This window comes from Paraburkholderia sp. SSBN10T (genome assembly GCF_056619545.1).
On the sequence record NZ_JBWQQI010000020.1, the window covers coordinates 15,686 to 31,225 of the forward strand.

Sequence of the window (15,540 nt, forward strand, 5' to 3'; positions counted from 1 at the left end):
ACGTGACCGTTCGCGCGGTAACCGCACTCCCCTTTTTTCTCCCGTCCCGGCATGAGACCTTGACCTTCCCATCATGGGAAGGTGAATACTGGACTCATGATGCGGCCTCATGCCGCCCGAGCCGATACCACCATGACCGATCTTTCCATTCCTGAGCGCGCGGCGCAGGCCAGCGCGGAACTCGACATCAGCGGCATGACCTGCGCGTCATGCGCGATGCGGGTCGAAAAGGCGCTGGCGAAGGTGCCCGGGGTCGCCAGCGTGTCCGTGAATCTTGCGACCGAAAAGGCGACCGTCAACCTGAGCGATGCGGCCACCGGCGTCGATGTGCTTGTTGCCGCGGTAACCAAAGCGGGCTATCAGGCGACGCCGATTGTCGAGGAAGTGGCCCCGGATGCCGCCGCGTCCGGCGCACAACAGGTCCAGGATCGAACCCGCCGCGAACTCGCAGCCGTCGTGATCTGTGCGCTGCTGACACTGCCGCTCATGCTGCCGATGGTCAGCGAAGGGTTGGGCGGCAGTTCGGCGTCGCACGGCATGGGGACGATCGTCCCTCCGTGGTTGCAGTTCGGGCTCGCGACGCTCGTGCAGTTCGGCTTCGGCGCGCGGTTCTACCGGGCGGCGTACCGGGCGCTGCGGGCCGGCGCGGGCAACATGGATTTGCTGGTCGCGCTCGGCACGTCGGCGGCTTACGGCATCAGCGTCTACGAGTTGATCGCGCATCCGGGCAATACGATGCATCTGTATTTCGAGGCTGCCGCGGTGGTCATCACGCTGGTGCGCTTCGGCAAATGGCTGGAAGCCCGCGCCAAGCGCCAGACCACCGATGCGATCCGCGCGCTGAACGCGTTGCGGCCCGAGCACGCGCGCATTCGTGTCGGCGACACAGAACACGAGTTGCCATTGGCGCAGGTCCGGGTCGGCATGATCGTCGTCGTGCGGCCAGGCGAGCGGGTTCCAGTGGACGGAGCGGTACTCGAAGGCCGGACCCACATCGACGAATCTCTGATTACCGGCGAGAGTTTGCCTGTGCCAAAGCAGCCGGACGATCCGGTCACGGCGGGTTCGATCAACGGCGAAGGGGCGATTACCGTCACGACGAAAGCGATCGGCGCCGAAACCACGCTGGCGCGGATCATTCGCCTCGTCGAAACCGCACAGGCAGAAAAGGCACCGATTCAGCGACTGGTGGACCGGGTAAGCGAGATCTTCGTGCCGGCGATTCTGGTGATTGCGCTGCTCACGCTGGCGGCGTGGCTGATTGCAGGGGCGGGCGGCGAGACAGCGATCCTCGACGCCGTCGCGGTGTTGGTGATTGCCTGCCCGTGCGCACTCGGGCTGGCGACGCCGGCGGCGATCATGGCCGGCACCGGCGTGGCCGCGCGCCACGGCGTGCTGATCAAGGATGCCGAAGCGCTTGAAATCGCGCATCGTGTCAATCTCGTGGCGTTCGACAAAACCGGGACGCTGACCGTTGGACAACCTTCATTGACGGCGTTCGAGCCGATCGGCATCGAGCGGGACGAGGCGCTGGCGCTCGCGGCGGCTGTGCAGCGAGGCAGCGATCACCCGCTGGCGCGGGCGGTCGTGAAGGCTTACGAGGATGCGCCGGGTGGCCGCGAAAGCGCACTGGCGACAGCCGACGGTGCAGCTTCAACGACTGCCAGCAAGACGTCCTGGGGCAGCGCTGCGGTTATCGCCACCAACGAGGGTTTCGAAAGCGTTGACCTTGTGAGGGCAGTCTCCAAAGCGCGCGCCGTTCCGGGACGTGGCGTAGAAGCCGAAATCGACGGCCGCACCTTGGCCATCGGCAGCAGCCGTTGGCTCGAGGAACTGGGGATCGTTCCAACGCCCGAACTCGCCGCCCGCGCGGAACAACTCGAAAGCGCCGGCAACACAGTGTCATGGCTGATGAGCCACCCGGCCCCCGACAGCGCGACGCCGCCGCAAGCGCTCGCCTTGCTCGCTTTCGGCGACACCCTAAAACCGGGCGCACGCGCCGCGATCGAGCGGCTGAAGCAAATGGGCGTTCGCAGCGTGCTGCTGACCGGCGACAACAAGGGCAGCGCGGCCAGCGTCGCGGCGGCGCTCGGCATCGACGAATTCCACGCCCAGGTGCTGCCGGAGGACAAAGCGCGCGTGATCCGCGATCTGAAGATTCGCACCACGGGTATCGTGGCGATGGCGGGCGACGGCATCAACGACGCCCCCGCCCTCGCCGCGGCCGACCTGGGCATTGCCATGGCGACCGGCACCGATGTCGCCATGCACGCGGCCGGCATCACGCTGATGCGCGGCGACCCCGCGCTCGTCGCCGACGCGATCGACATCTCGCGCCGTACCTGGCGCAAGATCCAGCAGAACCTGTTCTGGGCCTTCGTCTACAACCTGGTGGGAATTCCGCTTGCTGCGCTCGGCCTGCTGAATCCTATGCTGGCGGGCGCGGCGATGGCTTTTTCGAGCGTGAGCGTGGTCACGAATGCGCTGTTGTTACGCACCTGGCGGGGCGCGAAAGCGGCTAATTGAGGAGCGCGAGCCCGATGTCTTTAGGGTTGCGGAAGGCACTGGCCACTTTGTCGCATTCGTTTTGCGGTACCCCCAGTTCATCGAAATAGGTTCGCCATTCACGCACGACGCTCGCGATCTCGTTAATGTAGGTCACGGCGTCTGCGGCCAGGATACCGAACTGGCCGGCCGCCGAAAGCGCATTATCGAGCGTAGCGAGACGACCTTTCTGACCGACGCCCAGAACCAGATATCGTTGCGAGGAGGTTTGGGGTTTCGGCACGACATCGTAGAGATCGCTCAGCCTCCACCCGCGACGCGCACCGTCCCAAACGAACGCATGGTTGCGCAGATGATCGTCGTCGTTCGAGACCAGGACGTTGAACACCATTCGCTTGAAGAGCTCGATCTTATCGAGTGCAACAAAACCGCTAGCTCCATGCTTATTCAGAACCTCGGCGAGATCGACATACCGGGCCGCCGTAGTATCGCTTTCATTTAGCCTCAACATCGTCAAGGCGCTGACCATATGACGGCGGGCAAAAGCCCCTGTAGCCAACAACAGCCGGTCGAAGCGCTCGATCAGCATGACATCGCGCCCATCGGCAAGCCGCACGTGCGCAAGATCCGGCACACGCAGCCCGCATTGGCGCGCGAGTTCCAGCGTGGCCCGCTCGATCAGCGGCACGTTGAAGCCGTCACTGAGCGCGGGAAACTTGGCCACCCACTGCCGCCCCTGGTCGAGCACGACTGCTTTAGGACGCGCGCCACCAAACGTTGCGCCGACCGTAAAGTACGCCTCGAGATTCTTCGGCACAGGCCTGCCTTCTTGAATCATCGAGGACGCATCGAGTAGATACTTCAGATCCTTCGCGTCGGGCAGTTTGCCATTCTCCGCCGCCGCAGTCGGAGAACTCCGGAAGTCGAGGGCGCCTGCTCTGTGGGGACCGGCGTGGACAAGGTAGCTAGTTTCCGGCAACGCATTCGGTTCGGCGTGAAGACTGTTTTCGATCACGCGCCGCCCCCAGGAGTCGGGCGCCGAATCCCTGATGGCGCCGAAAAGCGCGAGCCCCGCTGGCGGCTCGAATGTGACGGGTTTGCCTGTTCTGTTCGCTTCGACCAGGGAAAGGCTTTCCGGGTCGACAGCAAGTGCATTCTTGCGCTCCCGGTATCGGTTACCGTAGACGAACATCGAGCGTACCGGCTTGATGCCCTGTTCGTAGATGGTAAGGAGGCCTGCAGGAACCGCCTCACTTTCGCCGTCGAGGCAAATGAAGACCGTTTTCGTCCAGTCCGTTGTGTTAGAAGTCGTACGGATCATCCTTCTTGTCGCTCCTGCGAGGCCGTTTACGCGCCTCGGCCTTTCGTTTCGACTCGCCTACGACGTCAGCTTGCTGATTCGCCAGGGGCTCAAGTAGCCCGAGCAAACCGGCTCGTTCCAAGGCCTGAAGCCACGCCAGAAAGTTGACGGATACGTCACCTTTTTCTATCCGCACAAGGGTGCTCGGGCTGATGTTGGCCCTCTCGGAAAAGTCTTGCCGGCTCATATTGCGAGCAATACGGGCCGCGGCAATCGCTACACCTAACGCTACGGAGCGTCGCATTAAATCCGAGGAGGCAAATTCCTTGTTCTGGCGTCGCATGGGTCTATGTTGACAAATTAGATAGCTTATTTGCTCAACATAGACCAAATTTTACAAACTCTCAAGCTGTTGACTAACACCTGATTGTCTATGCTGACCAAATATTTGGCTTATTTGGTCTACATAGACCAAATATCTCTGAAATAGTCGCTATCCCGTCCATCGAACACACCCGAACTGCTGTGTCTGCCTTAACCTCCCGCCCACCTCCCGTAAACGTTTCCAACCTCAAGAATTCCCCCCATCTGCCGTAAAACGATTAATGGCGCATTTCGCGGCGACGCACGGAACGCGCCATTTCTCTCATCCTTACACGCAGAACCCCCCATGGAATTCGTCTCTTTGCGTCGCGCCAGCGTCGGCGTCAGGCTCGCTGTGTTTTCATGCGCGCTGGTGGCGCTGATCTTCGCCGCCTTCACGTGGGCGCTGACCCGCTCGGCCGGCGCGCAGGTCAGCGAGCAGGTGCTGGCTCGCATGGCCGACAAGAACCGCTCGATCGCCGCGATGATCGCCCTGTTCGACAAGGGACTTTCCGCCGAAGTCGGCCGTTCCATGACTCTGTTCGCCAGTCTCCTGCCGGCCACCTACACGCTCGACGAGACCCAGAAAGTTGAGATCAACGGCACCGCCACACCCACCATCAAGGCCGGCGACAAAGTCCTCAACATGGACTTTTCGATTCCCGACGAGTTTCTGCAGAACAGCGGCGCCATCGCCACGGTGTTCGCCCGCACCGGTGACGACTTCGTGCGCGTCACCACCTCATTGAAGAAGCAGGACGGCAGCCGGGCGATCGGCACCCTGCTCGACCGCAAGGGCCCCGCTTACGCGCTGATCCTTGCCGGCAAGCCCTATACCGGCCTCGCCGCACTATTCGGCAAGCGGTACATCACCCAGTACCGGCCCATCATGGATGCAAGCGGCCGCATAATCGGCGCGCTGTTCGTCGGCGTGGACGTCGGCGCACAGATCCAGTCGGTCCAGGACGGCATCCGCGAGCTGAAGATCGGTGACAGCGGCTACTACTTCGTGCTCAATGCGTCGAACGGCGCCGAGCGCGGCAAGTTCCTCGTGCATCCGGCCGCCGCCGGCCAACTCGCCGACGATGCCAACGCCCCCTACAAGCAGATGCTCGAGATACAGCAAGGCCAGCTCGAGTACAGCTCGGCTGACGCCACGCTTGGCGAGACCAGCGCGCACGACAAATACGTGTCGTTCACCACGGTGCCGGAATGGCACTGGCTGGTGGGCGGCGTCGCGCCGCGCGACGAGGTGATGGCCGAGGTCACGGCCACCCGCAATCACTTCCTGTTGATCGGGCTCGCGCTGGTGGCAGCGTTCGCCGTGCTGTTCCTGATCGCCGTGCGACGCCTCGTGAGCCATCCGCTGGAGGCCGCGGCGAAAGCGTCCGAGCGGCTCGCAGCGGGCGATCTGAGCGTGCGGCTCGCGGATGGCAACAACCGGCGCACCGACGAAATCGGCCGCCTGGTGCAAGCCATCGACGGCATTGGCGAAGGTCTTGCGCGAATCGTGACGCAGGTGCGCAATGCGTCGTCCGATATGACGCAAGGTACAGCCAGGATCGCCGCCGGCAGCGGCGATATCGCCTCGCGCATCGCCACGCAAGCGAGCAGCCTCGAAGAAACCGCCGCGAGCATGGAGCAGATGACGTCGAACGTGCAGCAGAACGCGGATCACGCGGCGCAAGCCAATACGCTCGTCACGAGCGCCTCGGAAGCGGCGCTGGAAGGCGGCCGCGCAGTGGAGCGCGTCGTCTCGACAATGGGCGAGATCAGCCGTTCCTCGCAAAAGATCTCGGATATCACCAGCGTGATCGAAGGCATCGCGTTCCAGACCAACATCCTCGCGCTGAATGCCGCCGTGGAGGCGGCGCGGGCGGGCGAACACGGGCGAGGCTTTGCCGTCGTAGCTTCGGAGGTGCGTGCCCTCGCGCAACGCAGCGCAGCGGCCGCGAAGGAAATCGAAACGCTAATCGGCGAATCGACAGCGCGTGTCGAAAGCGGCTTCAAGATCGCCGAGGAAGCGAGCGCGACAATGCACAGCATCGTCGAACGGGTCGGCCAGGTGCGCGCCATCATGGGTGAGATCAGCGTGGCATCGCGCGAACAGTCCGGCGGCATCGAGCAGGTGAACATTGCCGTCACGCAGATTGGCGCAGCGACACAGCAAAACGCCTCGCTTGTTGGGAACGCCGAACATGCTGCCGCCGATCTGCGCGATCAGGCCGCGCGGCTCGCACAGGTGGTCAGCGTATTCAAGCTCGACGCCACGCAGCGAGATTGACGCCGACGCCAGGGAGGACCAACCGGCGCACTCAGAATTCGACGTCCAGTTCATCGATCTCGTCGACTTCCTGCTGCGCGTCCGCGATCCATTGCTGCATCTCCGGCAGCGCGAGAATGCGTTGCCCATATTCGACGATATCCGGGTCGAGTTTGACGTCGTAGGTGACAAAGCGCGTCACCACCGGTGCGTACATGGCATCGGCGGCGCTGCGTTCGCCGAACAGATAGGGGCCGCCATACTGCTCGAGACACTCGCGCCAGATGGTCACGATCCGATCGATGTCGGACTGCGCGCGCGCCCAGACCTTGAAGCCGGGGAAGTGCGCCTTGAGGTTCATCGGCAAGGCCGAACGCAGCGAGCCAAAACCCGAATGCATCTCGCCGCTGATGGCCCGGCAGTGCGCCCGCGCACGCCGCTCACCCGGCAACAATCTGGCGTCGGGCTGCACCTCGTTGAGATACTCGGCAATGGCCAGCGTGTCCCAGACCTTGATACCGTCATGGAACAGGCACGGCACCAGAATCGAGGGCGACAGCAGCAGCAATTCCGCGCGCGCACTGGGGTCGTCCACCGGCATCACGATCTCTTCGAACGGCAACCCGCTGAACTTCGTCAGCAACCAGCCTCGTAGCGACCAGGACGAATAGTTCTTGCTGCTGATGGTAAGCGTCGTATTCGCCATACGAATCTCCTCCTGAAGCGGACGCACGTTCGTGCCACACGGCGTAACGTAACAGGTCACATGCACGCGCTGGTGCGCGAACGCACCAAATCGCGGCAAAACCGGCACCTTGGTCGGAACAGCGCAAATGCTATGCCAGCGTGAACCTCTATTGAACGTCCTGCACGACGTTGGCACACGTATTGCCTCTATTCGGGCTCCTTCCTTTTGGGCATTCGTGCGAAGGCTATGAACCTGTTCGCATATCCCGCTTACCAGGCGATTGCCGACCTGACGCTTCCGGTCCGGCACGGCGCTGCGCTTATCAACCATTCGCTGAACGCATGGCCCGCGTTCGGCGAAACACCGCACGGCCGCTCGCTGCGTGCTTCCTGCGAGCTGATTACGCTGGCGGGGCTCACGCATAAGCGGCCAGCGTTCGGACTCGATTCGGTAATGGTGGACGGCAAGCCGGTCAAGATCGTCGAGGATGTGGCCGCGCACACGCCATTCTGTTCGTTGCTGCATTTCCGCAAGGATACGGCGATCTCGCCCGCCCAGCCACGCGTGCTGGTGATCGCGCCGATGTCCGGCCACTTCGCGACGCTACTACGCGGCACGGTCAAGACGATGCTCGCCGAGCACGACGTCTACATTACGGATTGGCACAACCCGCGCGACGTACCACTGTCGCAGGGGCGCTTCGGCTTTGACGAATTCGTCCAGCACATCATCGATTTCACTGAAGTTATCGGCCCCGGCGCCCATCTGCTGGCGGTGTGCCAGCCAACCGTCGCCGCCCTCGCGGCGGTCTCGCTGATGGCCGCCGACGACCACCCCGCGCAACCCGCGAGCATGACGCTGATGGCCGGGCCGCTCGACACGCGCATCAACCCGACCAAGGTCAACGCGCTTGCCAAGAGCAAGCCGATCGAGTGGTTCGAGCGCAATCTGATCAGCGCGGTGCCGGTTGGCTTTGCAGGCGCGCACCGGCGCGTCTATCCAGGTTTCGTGCAACTGAACGCGTTCATGGCGATGAACCTCGGCCGTCACCTCGACTCGTTCGAAACCATGCACTACGAACGCGCCAAAGGCGATCCGGTGAAGGCGGATACCATCCGGATCTTCTACGAGGAGTATTTCGCCACGATGGATCTGACGGCGGATTTCTATCTGGAAACTGTCGAAACCGTGTTCCAGCAGCACGCGCTGCCGCTGCATGAGCTGAAGGTGGGCGGGCGCCTGATCGAACCGTCGAAGATTCGCCGCACGGCCCTGCTGACCGTGGAGGGCGAGAAGGACGATATCTGCGCAGTTGGGCAAACGCTGGCCGCTCAGGATATGTGCGACAAGCTGCGCCCCTATCTGAAAACCCATCATGTGCAGACAGGTGTCGGGCACTACGGCGTGTTCAACGGCCACCGCTGGGAGCGGCACATCTATCCGCGCGTGCGGGCTGTCATCTACGACAACGAGCCGCGTGCGGTATCGGTCGGCGCACGTGCTCAGGCGATCCGGCCAGTGCCGGCGGCAGCGGCGCCGGCCGCGTCTGCTGTGATAGCAGATGCCGCGGCTGACGCGTCATCTACAGGCGCAGCGCTCACACCGCCTCGCAGTAACGCCGCTTGAGAGGAAGCGGCCGTCGCCACGTCAAGCCGGCACGCTTTTCCACGGCGTGACAGCCGGAACCTCGCACGGTCCCTCCACGTCAATCGATTTGAAATCCGCCGGCGAAACTATTTCGATGTACTCCATATCTTCAGAGTAATCGAACAGATAGTGAACGATGCCGGGCGCCTGGTGCACGCAATCGCCCGCGGCGACGAGCGTCTCCTTTTCGCCGTACATGAAGCGCGCCCAGCCCTTCAGCATGATCACAATGTGAAAGTCGGCCTCATGACGGTGCCAGCCGGTGCCTTGCTCTGGTGCATGGTTCGCCTTGACGAGCTGCGCGAGCACCTTGCCGCCCGTCGCTTGCGCGATGCCGAGATCTCGGTAAAGGAAGAAGTCACGCAGCCCCTGGTCCTGATACGAAGTGTCTTGCGGACGGACATGTGAGAACTTCGTGGCGAATTCGGTAGACATGATCACGCTCCTGAAGGATGAACGAGGCAAGGAAAACGGCACGGTGAGCGCCGTTTTCAAGCATCAAGCGTTCCAGCTTCGCGCGGGCGATTGTCAAATCCGTCCAGGCGTGGGCAACCGCGTACAGGCACCGCGGCGGCTTGCGAGGTCAGGCGATTCGCCGGGGCGCTGCGCCCGATGTCTGCGTCACGTCGAGCTAGCGGACACGGCGCGCTGAGTATTCGGGCATCGCGTTTAGGACGCCGGCGGTCAGCCGCGGCTAATCACCCGTTTCCGCCCTTCTCTCACCTGGGCCAGATGCACCTCATCCCAATTATAGAAGCCGGCGCCGCCGCGCACGCCGACGCGCCCTGCTTCGACCTGCTCACGCAACAGGTCGAGCACGCCTTCGTCTTTTGCCAGTTCGGGCATCAGGTGCGTGGAGATATCCAGGAAGGTATCAAGCCCACCCAGGTCCGCACCTTCGAGCGGGCCAACAATGCCCCAACGGCGCCCAAGCGAAGCCTTCATCACCCGGTCGACCACTTCCGGCGTCGCCGCGCCTGAGCGCACGATGTTGAGCGCTTCGCGGAGCACGGCGAACTGCAGGCGATTACCGACAAATCCCGGAATGGCCTTGGCCAGCACCACCGGTTCCATGCCGATCGCGCTCATCAAGGCGACCGTCTGCTCGGTCACCTGTGGATCGGTCGCCGTGCCGGGCACCACTTCGACGAGTGGAATCATATGCGGGGGATTCCAGAAATGCGCGATCAGGAAGCGGTCTTTTGCGCGCAACGAGGCGGCCAATAGATCGGGCGGAAAGCCGCTGGTGTTGCTGGCGAGAATCGCATCGTCGGCGAGCAGTTGCGAGAGCGACGCGTATAAGCGGTGCTTCAACTCCAAGACTTCGGGAATCGCTTCAATGACGAACTGCGCGCCCGCCATGGTTTCGAGCGTAGCGTGCGTTTCGATGCGCTCGAGCGCGGCACGCCTGGCTGCCGCGTCGATCCGGCCGGCGTCGATCAGTTCGTCGAGCACCGCTTCCGCCTTCGGCGCCACGCTGGCAAGACGCGCGGGATCGACGTCGTGGACGATGGTCCGATGCCCGTGCAATGCGCTCTGCGTGGCAATCCCGACGCCCATCAAGCCCGTGCCTACTACCCCCACTACTGCCTTGTCCAAGCTGCTCTCCCGCTGAATCATCGATGAAAGGGTTCGAGGATAGCGCAGAGCGGAAATTTGCGAGCCCAACGCAACAAGGCCGGCCCCCCTTTCGGGAAGACCGGCCTTGCCGTACCTCACAACAGCGCCACAGGCGCCGTTACCGCCGCATTAATACTCGTGCGGGGGCGGCGGACGATGGTCGTCGTCGTGGTGACGCGGGTCCTGGTCGTGCGGATGGTGGCGCATCCAATCGTCGTGTGCCCAATAACGGTGGCCGTCCCAGTAACGGTCGCCGTGCCAGCCAATGTCGATCTGCACGCCCACCGGCATCATGTGCGGCTGCTCGTAAGTGACGACCGGACCCGGCGCCGAAATGACGATCCGCTCCGCCTGGGCGAACGCGCTGCCTGCGCTCAGCAGTGCGCCGCCGGCCAACAGTGTGGCGAGAATCGTGCGCGATGTCTTATTCAAGGTTTTCATGATGATCTCCCGTTCAAGGTTGAGTGTCGGACCAGACTGACTGGCTGATCGCCACCATGTCCGGCGCCGTACGCCTGGAACCCACTGTAACGGGGCGAATCGCTTAAATACGTGAGCGCTTGTAAGAGGACGTTTCGAATTCGGGGCGCGATGCGTGGTGATGCGCGCCGGGGAGAAAGCCGGCCTCCCGGCGTGTCCGCAAATTCCGCCCGGCAAATCCGATCCGCATTTGCTGTCAGCCATCGTTACATTCATTTCGGCGTGGAAATATCCGGCAACGGCTCGCGCTGAGCACGCATTCCCATGACGATTTCCCGAACCGCACCCCGAGACGACCCAAACCCCCAGGCCGTAAACGAACAAAAGCCACGGCAAGACCGTGGCTTAAATACAGCAAGTACGCGCCCGCAAGGGCGCGCAGCCGACGCGGTTCCCCGCGCCCAGACCAGACGACTTAGTCGCTCAGCTTGACGCCGAACAGCGTAGCCTGCGCACGACGCTGGCGCTCAGCCTCGCGGTGACGCGCTTCGTACGAGTAATCCGAATCCAGCGGCAGATGGGGCGACGCAAAGAGGTCGCTGACCTTTTGGAACAGTGCAAAGATAACGCTCATGGCGACTCCCGGTTAAATTTGGTGCTAGGGTTTTCCCTTAAGAAGCAGTATAGGGTTTTCCCTAGCAAAAAGCTAGTGCGATGCAACATTTTTTAGATGCGGCTCGCTGTTACATCGCTTTGGTGGGATGTTGCGTTGCGTCATTACAACAAGAAAGCCAAGCCGGGGGCGCGCTCCGGCCATCCCGGATGCGTCCCCATCACGCCGTCAAGTCACTGCAACGTACTGGTGTGCAGCTTCTTGGCACGGACGGGTTTCGGTTCCGCGACGCGCCGGCGGGGGTTGGCAATGGCCGCATCGATCGCGCCTTGCACCGGGCCTTCGGTGCGCATCAGCGTCGCGCTCGCTACCGAGACGATCAAAGCCGGCAGCGTCTTGCCGGGACCGGCCGGCGAGTTCGCGGCCGCGCCGGTTGCCAGAAACTCGACGTTCAATGCCCAGTGACCTTCGTGGATGCCTTGGGCGCGCAGCAGCGCCTGAATCAGCTCGTCGATCGAAAACTTGTGCTCGCTAGTCGCCATCGTTGCCCTCGTCAGAACGCTGGCCGGAGGTCCGGTCCATCGTTTGTGTCTTATCAAGGAAAGTTTAAATGCCGCGATTCGCTTGAGGAGGTGCGAGCGGCTCGGCTTCGCCTTACAGCAACTATCACGGCAGACGGCGGGACGTCGGCGTCCCGTGCCTGATTGACGAGGCGCAGCGCGTCGAGAGTTCGAAAGGACGGGGAGAAACGGCTGGCTGAGCCGGTCGCCGGCGAGGCGAAAGCGCCGCCGCAGGCCGGCCCCGTAACATCAGTGGCTGGGGACCGCTTTGGGCTTGTGAGCGTGCGTGTGCGCTTTGCGCCTGGTCGCAGGCGCAGTGACGACGGCAACCGGGTGCGTCGTCACAGCCGGCGTCGAAGCAGCGGACGGCGCGGCGGCGGCCGTATTCGCCATCGCCAGATGGGCGTCGAGCAGGCTCGTCATCGCGGTCTGCTGGTTCTGCATCATCTGCTCGATGCGTTGTTGCTGCGCGGTGGTTTCGCGCGTCAAACGCATCAGCAGCACCGTCTGCGCAATGCCGATCGCCACCGTCATCAGCAGCGCGCCGACCACGATCGACAGCATCCATTTCATCCGGCGCGAGTGATCGGTCGCTGCCCGGCGCTGGTCGGAGATCACGCCGTACAGCGCGTCGACCGTATCGGCGAACGCCGTCGCGCGGGCACGGTCCAGTTCGGGGACGGTGGGCGCCGCTTCATGCAGCGGCGCGGCGAACGGCGCGTTCGAGCGCGGGGGCGTCGCACTGCGTGCGGAGTCGGCCATCGCTGCGGTTACTCCGGTTGTCACGGTTGCGTCGGTTGCAGCCTTCGTTTCGGTTGTCACGGTTGCGGTCGTTGCTGGCTTTGCTCCGGTTGCGCCGGTTACGGTCGTTGCTGGCTTCGCTCCGGTTGCCCCGGTTCCGGTTGTTGCTGGCTTCGCTCCGGTTATCCCGGTTGCGGTCGTTGCCGCCGCTCCAGTTAGCCCGGTTGCAGCGGCGGACGCCGTCGCGGCTGTTGCTGCGTTTGGAGCTTTGGCCGCCAATGCAGCAGTTGCGGCTGCGGCTCCCGCTGTAGCCTTCACTGCCGACGTCACCGTTGCCGCTCTAGCTGCACCAGTCGTGGCCGCGGCAGCCGCTATCCCGGAAGCTCCCGTGGCTGCCGCTACGGCTGCGGCAGCATCCGCTGCCCGATCCACGCCGGTCATTGCCGAGGTCTTGACCACGCCTGCCGGCTCGTCAAGCCGCGGCTTGACCTGTCCCGCAGCAGCAGACGTCACTGCCGCGCCATCCGACGCCTCACCGCTCGCGACAATCACCTCGCGCGAAGCCGTCGCAGCCTGGGCGTTGGTCGCCGCAAGCCGCTGCGGCGGCACTCCGCCCGCTTTGCCGACGACAGCCGGATCGACGGCTGGGTTGGCCTCCTGGCGCCGCGTGGTCACGCTCCGCACCAGACTCGCTGCCGCCATCGACGGCGAAACCAGCGTCGGCGCAACAGGCTGCGAGATCTGCGACTCAACCGCCGACGCAACGCCGACGCTCGCCTCGGCGGGCTGCGAACCGCTCGAGCCCGCGGCATTGGCAGACTCATCGCCCGGCTTGCTCGCGTTTTGCGCCGGCTCGATACGCTCAAACCCGGCCAACGGCACCGACGCGTAGACCGGCTCGGTCTTCTCTCGCGGCGCACGGCGCGCCGCCCGCGCCTCGGACGAAGCATTCGTAGCGCTGTCCAGGCCCACCGGCACGCCGACCGCGGCCAGCACCACATCCGGCAATTCAAAGCCGTGCAGCGTCCCCTGCCGGATATCGATATTCATCGCTTCCAGCGTCGCGCGGGTGGGATCGTCGGGGAACATATCGAGCGTGCTGTCGTCGCGCGACGCGTCGCTCAGTTGGGCTAGGCGCTGTGCCGAGCGGGCAGCGCGTGCCAGTTTGTTTTCGGTCTCGGTGGAGACGGTGCTGGTGCGCCGCTTCGTCGAGCGGGCGCGGGTCGTACGGGACTGCGAGGATGCTGCGGAATCTGCCATAGAGAAAGAAGCGGTCGTCGCCGGCCACCGGGCGCCGTCTACCGCTACAAAATGCCATCAGTATTTTCGAGACCGCATTGTCTCATGGCCACGCCCGCCCGCTAAGGCCCATCGCCGTTTTACACGGTCGGATCGTCCTCACGCAGTTCCTTCACGCAGAATAAATCCAGCAAGCGGTCGCGAATCTGGATATCAATGGAAACGGATTCGGGGGCGATGCGGCATGCCATCGCCAGCGGTTTGCTTTATGCTTGGGCGCGCGCCGCTGTCTCCGGACCCGGCGCCGAGCACTTTTACGACCTTAGCCAAGCCGATTCACAGCATGAACACATCCGCCACCGCGCTCACCCTTGCCGCCACGCTACGCGATCATTTCGCACGCGTAGTTCTGCCGATCTGGCGCGGACCGGGCTTCAACCAGGCGTTGAAGCTGCCCTACGAGTCGGTCAGCGCCGACGACCACCACCCGCTGCCGGCCGGGCGTTACCGGGCGATGGCCTGCGCGCGGCAGTTGTTCGTGTTCTCCCAGGCGGGCGAGACAGCCCATGCCGAGGTGCTGTTCGACGCCCTCGTGCACTACTTCCAGGACAAGGAGCGCGGCGGATGGGTCTATAGCGTCGACGCGCAAGGCGCGCCGCTCGACACGACCAAGGACCTCTATACCCACGCGTTTCTGGTGTTCGCGTGCGCCGAATATGGCGCGCGCTCCGGCAATCGCGACGCGCTCGAACTGGTTCACAGCACCTCGGCGCTGATCGAGGACCGCTTTGCGGCACAAGATGGCTTGCTGAACGCCGCGCTCGATGCGGATTTCTCGACCATCACCGGCACGCCGATCCAAAACCCGTTGATGCACCTCACCGAAGCCTGGCTCGCGGCACGCGCGGCGACCGGCGATAGCGCATTCGATACCGCTCTTGCCAAGCTGGCCGACGCCATCGAGCGCACCTTCGTGCATGCGCCCACAGGCTGTATCGCGGAGTTGCCGCTCGGGGCCGACGACAACCGTCTGGAGCCGGGCCACCAGTTCGAATGGTTCTGGCTGGTCAAGCAGGCAGGCGCGTTGCTGGGCGGTTCGGGGCTTGACGATGCGCTCTCGCGTGCGTTTGATTTCTCTCAGCAACATGGCGTCGATCCGGTGACGGGCGGGGTCTGCGCCGCGCTCGACGAAACTGGCGCCATCAAGGACGCCACGCAGCGAATCTGGGCGCAGAGCGAATATCTGCGCGCCCTCGCCACGCGCGACGACGATGCCGCGCGCGCCGTATTGCCCATGCAGATCGAGCGCTTCCAGCAACGCTTCCTGCACGCGAAGGGGTGGTACGAGTGCAAGACGGCTGCGGGCGATGTTTCGCGCGCCGACATGCCGTCGACGACGCCGTACCATCTCGCCACCGCCTACGCCGCGCTGCCAGTCTGAGCGGGGCGCTGCCGCCTCCGCCGCTCGTGGCGGTTCGGCAGCCAACACGACATTGAGGCAACCAGACGAGTCCAACTCAACCGGCTCATCTCGCCACAAAGAACAAGGCCCGCGAAACCGTACAGTTCGCGGGCCTTGCC

At 63.7% G+C, this 15,540-nt stretch carries 13 protein-coding genes; 4 read left to right on the forward strand and 9 right to left on the reverse strand.

Going from position 1 to position 15,540, the window contains the following annotated elements:
* Positions 1-132 precede the first annotated feature (132 nt).
* A complete protein-coding gene (locus AC1ECK_RS26645) occupies positions 133-2,526 on the forward strand; it encodes a heavy metal translocating P-type ATPase (protein WP_480324480.1) in 2,394 nt (797 codons plus the stop codon).
* Here AC1ECK_RS26645 and AC1ECK_RS26650 read toward each other — a convergent pair.
* Positions 2,519-3,826 (reverse strand): type II toxin-antitoxin system HipA family toxin, encoded by a 1,308-nt coding sequence (locus tag AC1ECK_RS26650; protein WP_480324482.1) that lies wholly within the window; start codon positions 3,824-3,826, stop codon positions 2,519-2,521. The two genes, AC1ECK_RS26645 and AC1ECK_RS26650, sit on opposite strands and share 8 nt — an antisense overlap.
* Positions 3,807-4,148, reverse strand: a complete 342-nt coding sequence (locus AC1ECK_RS26655) for a helix-turn-helix domain-containing protein (RefSeq protein WP_480324484.1) — start codon at positions 4,146-4,148, stop codon at positions 3,807-3,809. The genes AC1ECK_RS26650 and AC1ECK_RS26655 overlap by 20 nt, the downstream gene beginning before the upstream one ends.
* Positions 4,149-4,475: 327 nt before the next feature.
* On the opposite strand from AC1ECK_RS26655, the gene AC1ECK_RS26660 reads away from it, so the two are divergent.
* The gene (locus tag AC1ECK_RS26660) at positions 4,476-6,452 is read left to right on the forward strand and encodes a methyl-accepting chemotaxis protein (protein ID WP_480324486.1); all 1,977 of its coding nucleotides are present in this window, start codon (positions 4,476-4,478) and stop codon (positions 6,450-6,452) included.
* Between the two features lie 31 nt (positions 6,453-6,483).
* Here the strand turns inward: AC1ECK_RS26660 and AC1ECK_RS26665 are convergent, their stop codons facing one another.
* The gene (locus AC1ECK_RS26665) at positions 6,484-7,137 is read right to left on the reverse strand and encodes a glutathione S-transferase family protein (RefSeq protein ID WP_480324488.1); all 654 of its coding nucleotides are present in this window, start codon (positions 7,135-7,137) and stop codon (positions 6,484-6,486) included.
* A gap of 228 nt (positions 7,138-7,365) precedes the next feature.
* Between AC1ECK_RS26665 and AC1ECK_RS26670 the strand changes: the two genes are divergently transcribed.
* On the forward strand, positions 7,366-8,745 hold the full coding sequence (locus AC1ECK_RS26670) for a polyhydroxyalkanoate depolymerase (protein ID WP_480324490.1): 1,380 nt from the start codon (positions 7,366-7,368) through the stop codon (positions 8,743-8,745).
* 21 nt (positions 8,746-8,766) lie between these two features.
* Here the strand turns inward: AC1ECK_RS26670 and AC1ECK_RS26675 are convergent, their stop codons facing one another.
* From AC1ECK_RS26675 to AC1ECK_RS26700, 6 genes are all read right to left on the reverse strand, one after another.
* The gene (locus AC1ECK_RS26675; protein WP_480324492.1) at positions 8,767-9,201 is read right to left on the reverse strand and encodes a cupin domain-containing protein; all 435 of its coding nucleotides are present in this window, start codon (positions 9,199-9,201) and stop codon (positions 8,767-8,769) included.
* Between the two features lie 249 nt (positions 9,202-9,450).
* A complete protein-coding gene (locus tag AC1ECK_RS26680; RefSeq protein ID WP_480324494.1) occupies positions 9,451-10,386 on the reverse strand; it encodes a 3-hydroxyacyl-CoA dehydrogenase family protein in 936 nt (311 codons plus the stop codon).
* Between the two features lie 129 nt (positions 10,387-10,515).
* Positions 10,516-10,827, reverse strand: a complete 312-nt coding sequence (locus AC1ECK_RS26685; RefSeq protein ID WP_480324496.1) for a hypothetical protein — start codon at positions 10,825-10,827, stop codon at positions 10,516-10,518.
* 454 nt (positions 10,828-11,281) lie between these two features.
* Entirely contained in the window at positions 11,282-11,440 is a 159-nt protein-coding gene (locus tag AC1ECK_RS26690; RefSeq protein WP_480324498.1) for a hypothetical protein, read from the reverse strand.
* A 212-nt stretch (positions 11,441-11,652) separates the two neighbouring features.
* Entirely contained in the window at positions 11,653-11,961 is a 309-nt protein-coding gene (locus AC1ECK_RS26695) for a hypothetical protein (protein ID WP_480324500.1), read from the reverse strand.
* Between the two features lie 267 nt (positions 11,962-12,228).
* Entirely contained in the window at positions 12,229-13,980 is a 1,752-nt protein-coding gene (locus tag AC1ECK_RS26700) for a hypothetical protein (RefSeq protein ID WP_480324501.1), read from the reverse strand.
* A gap of 322 nt (positions 13,981-14,302) precedes the next feature.
* On the opposite strand from AC1ECK_RS26700, the gene AC1ECK_RS26705 reads away from it, so the two are divergent.
* Positions 14,303-15,400, forward strand: a complete 1,098-nt coding sequence (locus AC1ECK_RS26705) for an AGE family epimerase/isomerase (protein ID WP_480324503.1) — start codon at positions 14,303-14,305, stop codon at positions 15,398-15,400.
* Positions 15,401-15,540: the final 140 nt, after the last annotated feature.

Coding starts and splice junctions, on each gene's coding strand:
- AC1ECK_RS26645 (WP_480324480.1), top strand. CDS start 133: ATGACCGATCTTTCCATTCCTGAGCGCGCGGCGCAGGCCAGCGCGGAA.
- AC1ECK_RS26650 (WP_480324482.1), bottom strand. CDS start 3,826: ATGATCCGTACGACTTCTAACACAACGGACTGGACGAAAACGGTCTTC.
- AC1ECK_RS26655 (WP_480324484.1), bottom strand. CDS start 4,148: ATGCGACGCCAGAACAAGGAATTTGCCTCCTCGGATTTAATGCGACGC.
- AC1ECK_RS26660 (WP_480324486.1), top strand. CDS start 4,476: ATGGAATTCGTCTCTTTGCGTCGCGCCAGCGTCGGCGTCAGGCTCGCT.
- AC1ECK_RS26665 (WP_480324488.1), bottom strand. CDS start 7,137: ATGGCGAATACGACGCTTACCATCAGCAGCAAGAACTATTCGTCCTGG.
- AC1ECK_RS26670 (WP_480324490.1), top strand. CDS start 7,366: ATGAACCTGTTCGCATATCCCGCTTACCAGGCGATTGCCGACCTGACG.
- AC1ECK_RS26675 (WP_480324492.1), bottom strand. CDS start 9,201: ATGTCTACCGAATTCGCCACGAAGTTCTCACATGTCCGTCCGCAAGAC.
- AC1ECK_RS26680 (WP_480324494.1), bottom strand. CDS start 10,386: ATGATTCAGCGGGAGAGCAGCTTGGACAAGGCAGTAGTGGGGGTAGTA.
- AC1ECK_RS26685 (WP_480324496.1), bottom strand. CDS start 10,827: ATGAAAACCTTGAATAAGACATCGCGCACGATTCTCGCCACACTGTTG.
- AC1ECK_RS26690 (WP_480324498.1), bottom strand. CDS start 11,440: ATGAGCGTTATCTTTGCACTGTTCCAAAAGGTCAGCGACCTCTTTGCG.
- AC1ECK_RS26695 (WP_480324500.1), bottom strand. CDS start 11,961: ATGGCGACTAGCGAGCACAAGTTTTCGATCGACGAGCTGATTCAGGCG.
- AC1ECK_RS26700 (WP_480324501.1), bottom strand. CDS start 13,980: ATGGCAGATTCCGCAGCATCCTCGCAGTCCCGTACGACCCGCGCCCGC.
- AC1ECK_RS26705 (WP_480324503.1), top strand. CDS start 14,303: ATGAACACATCCGCCACCGCGCTCACCCTTGCCGCCACGCTACGCGAT.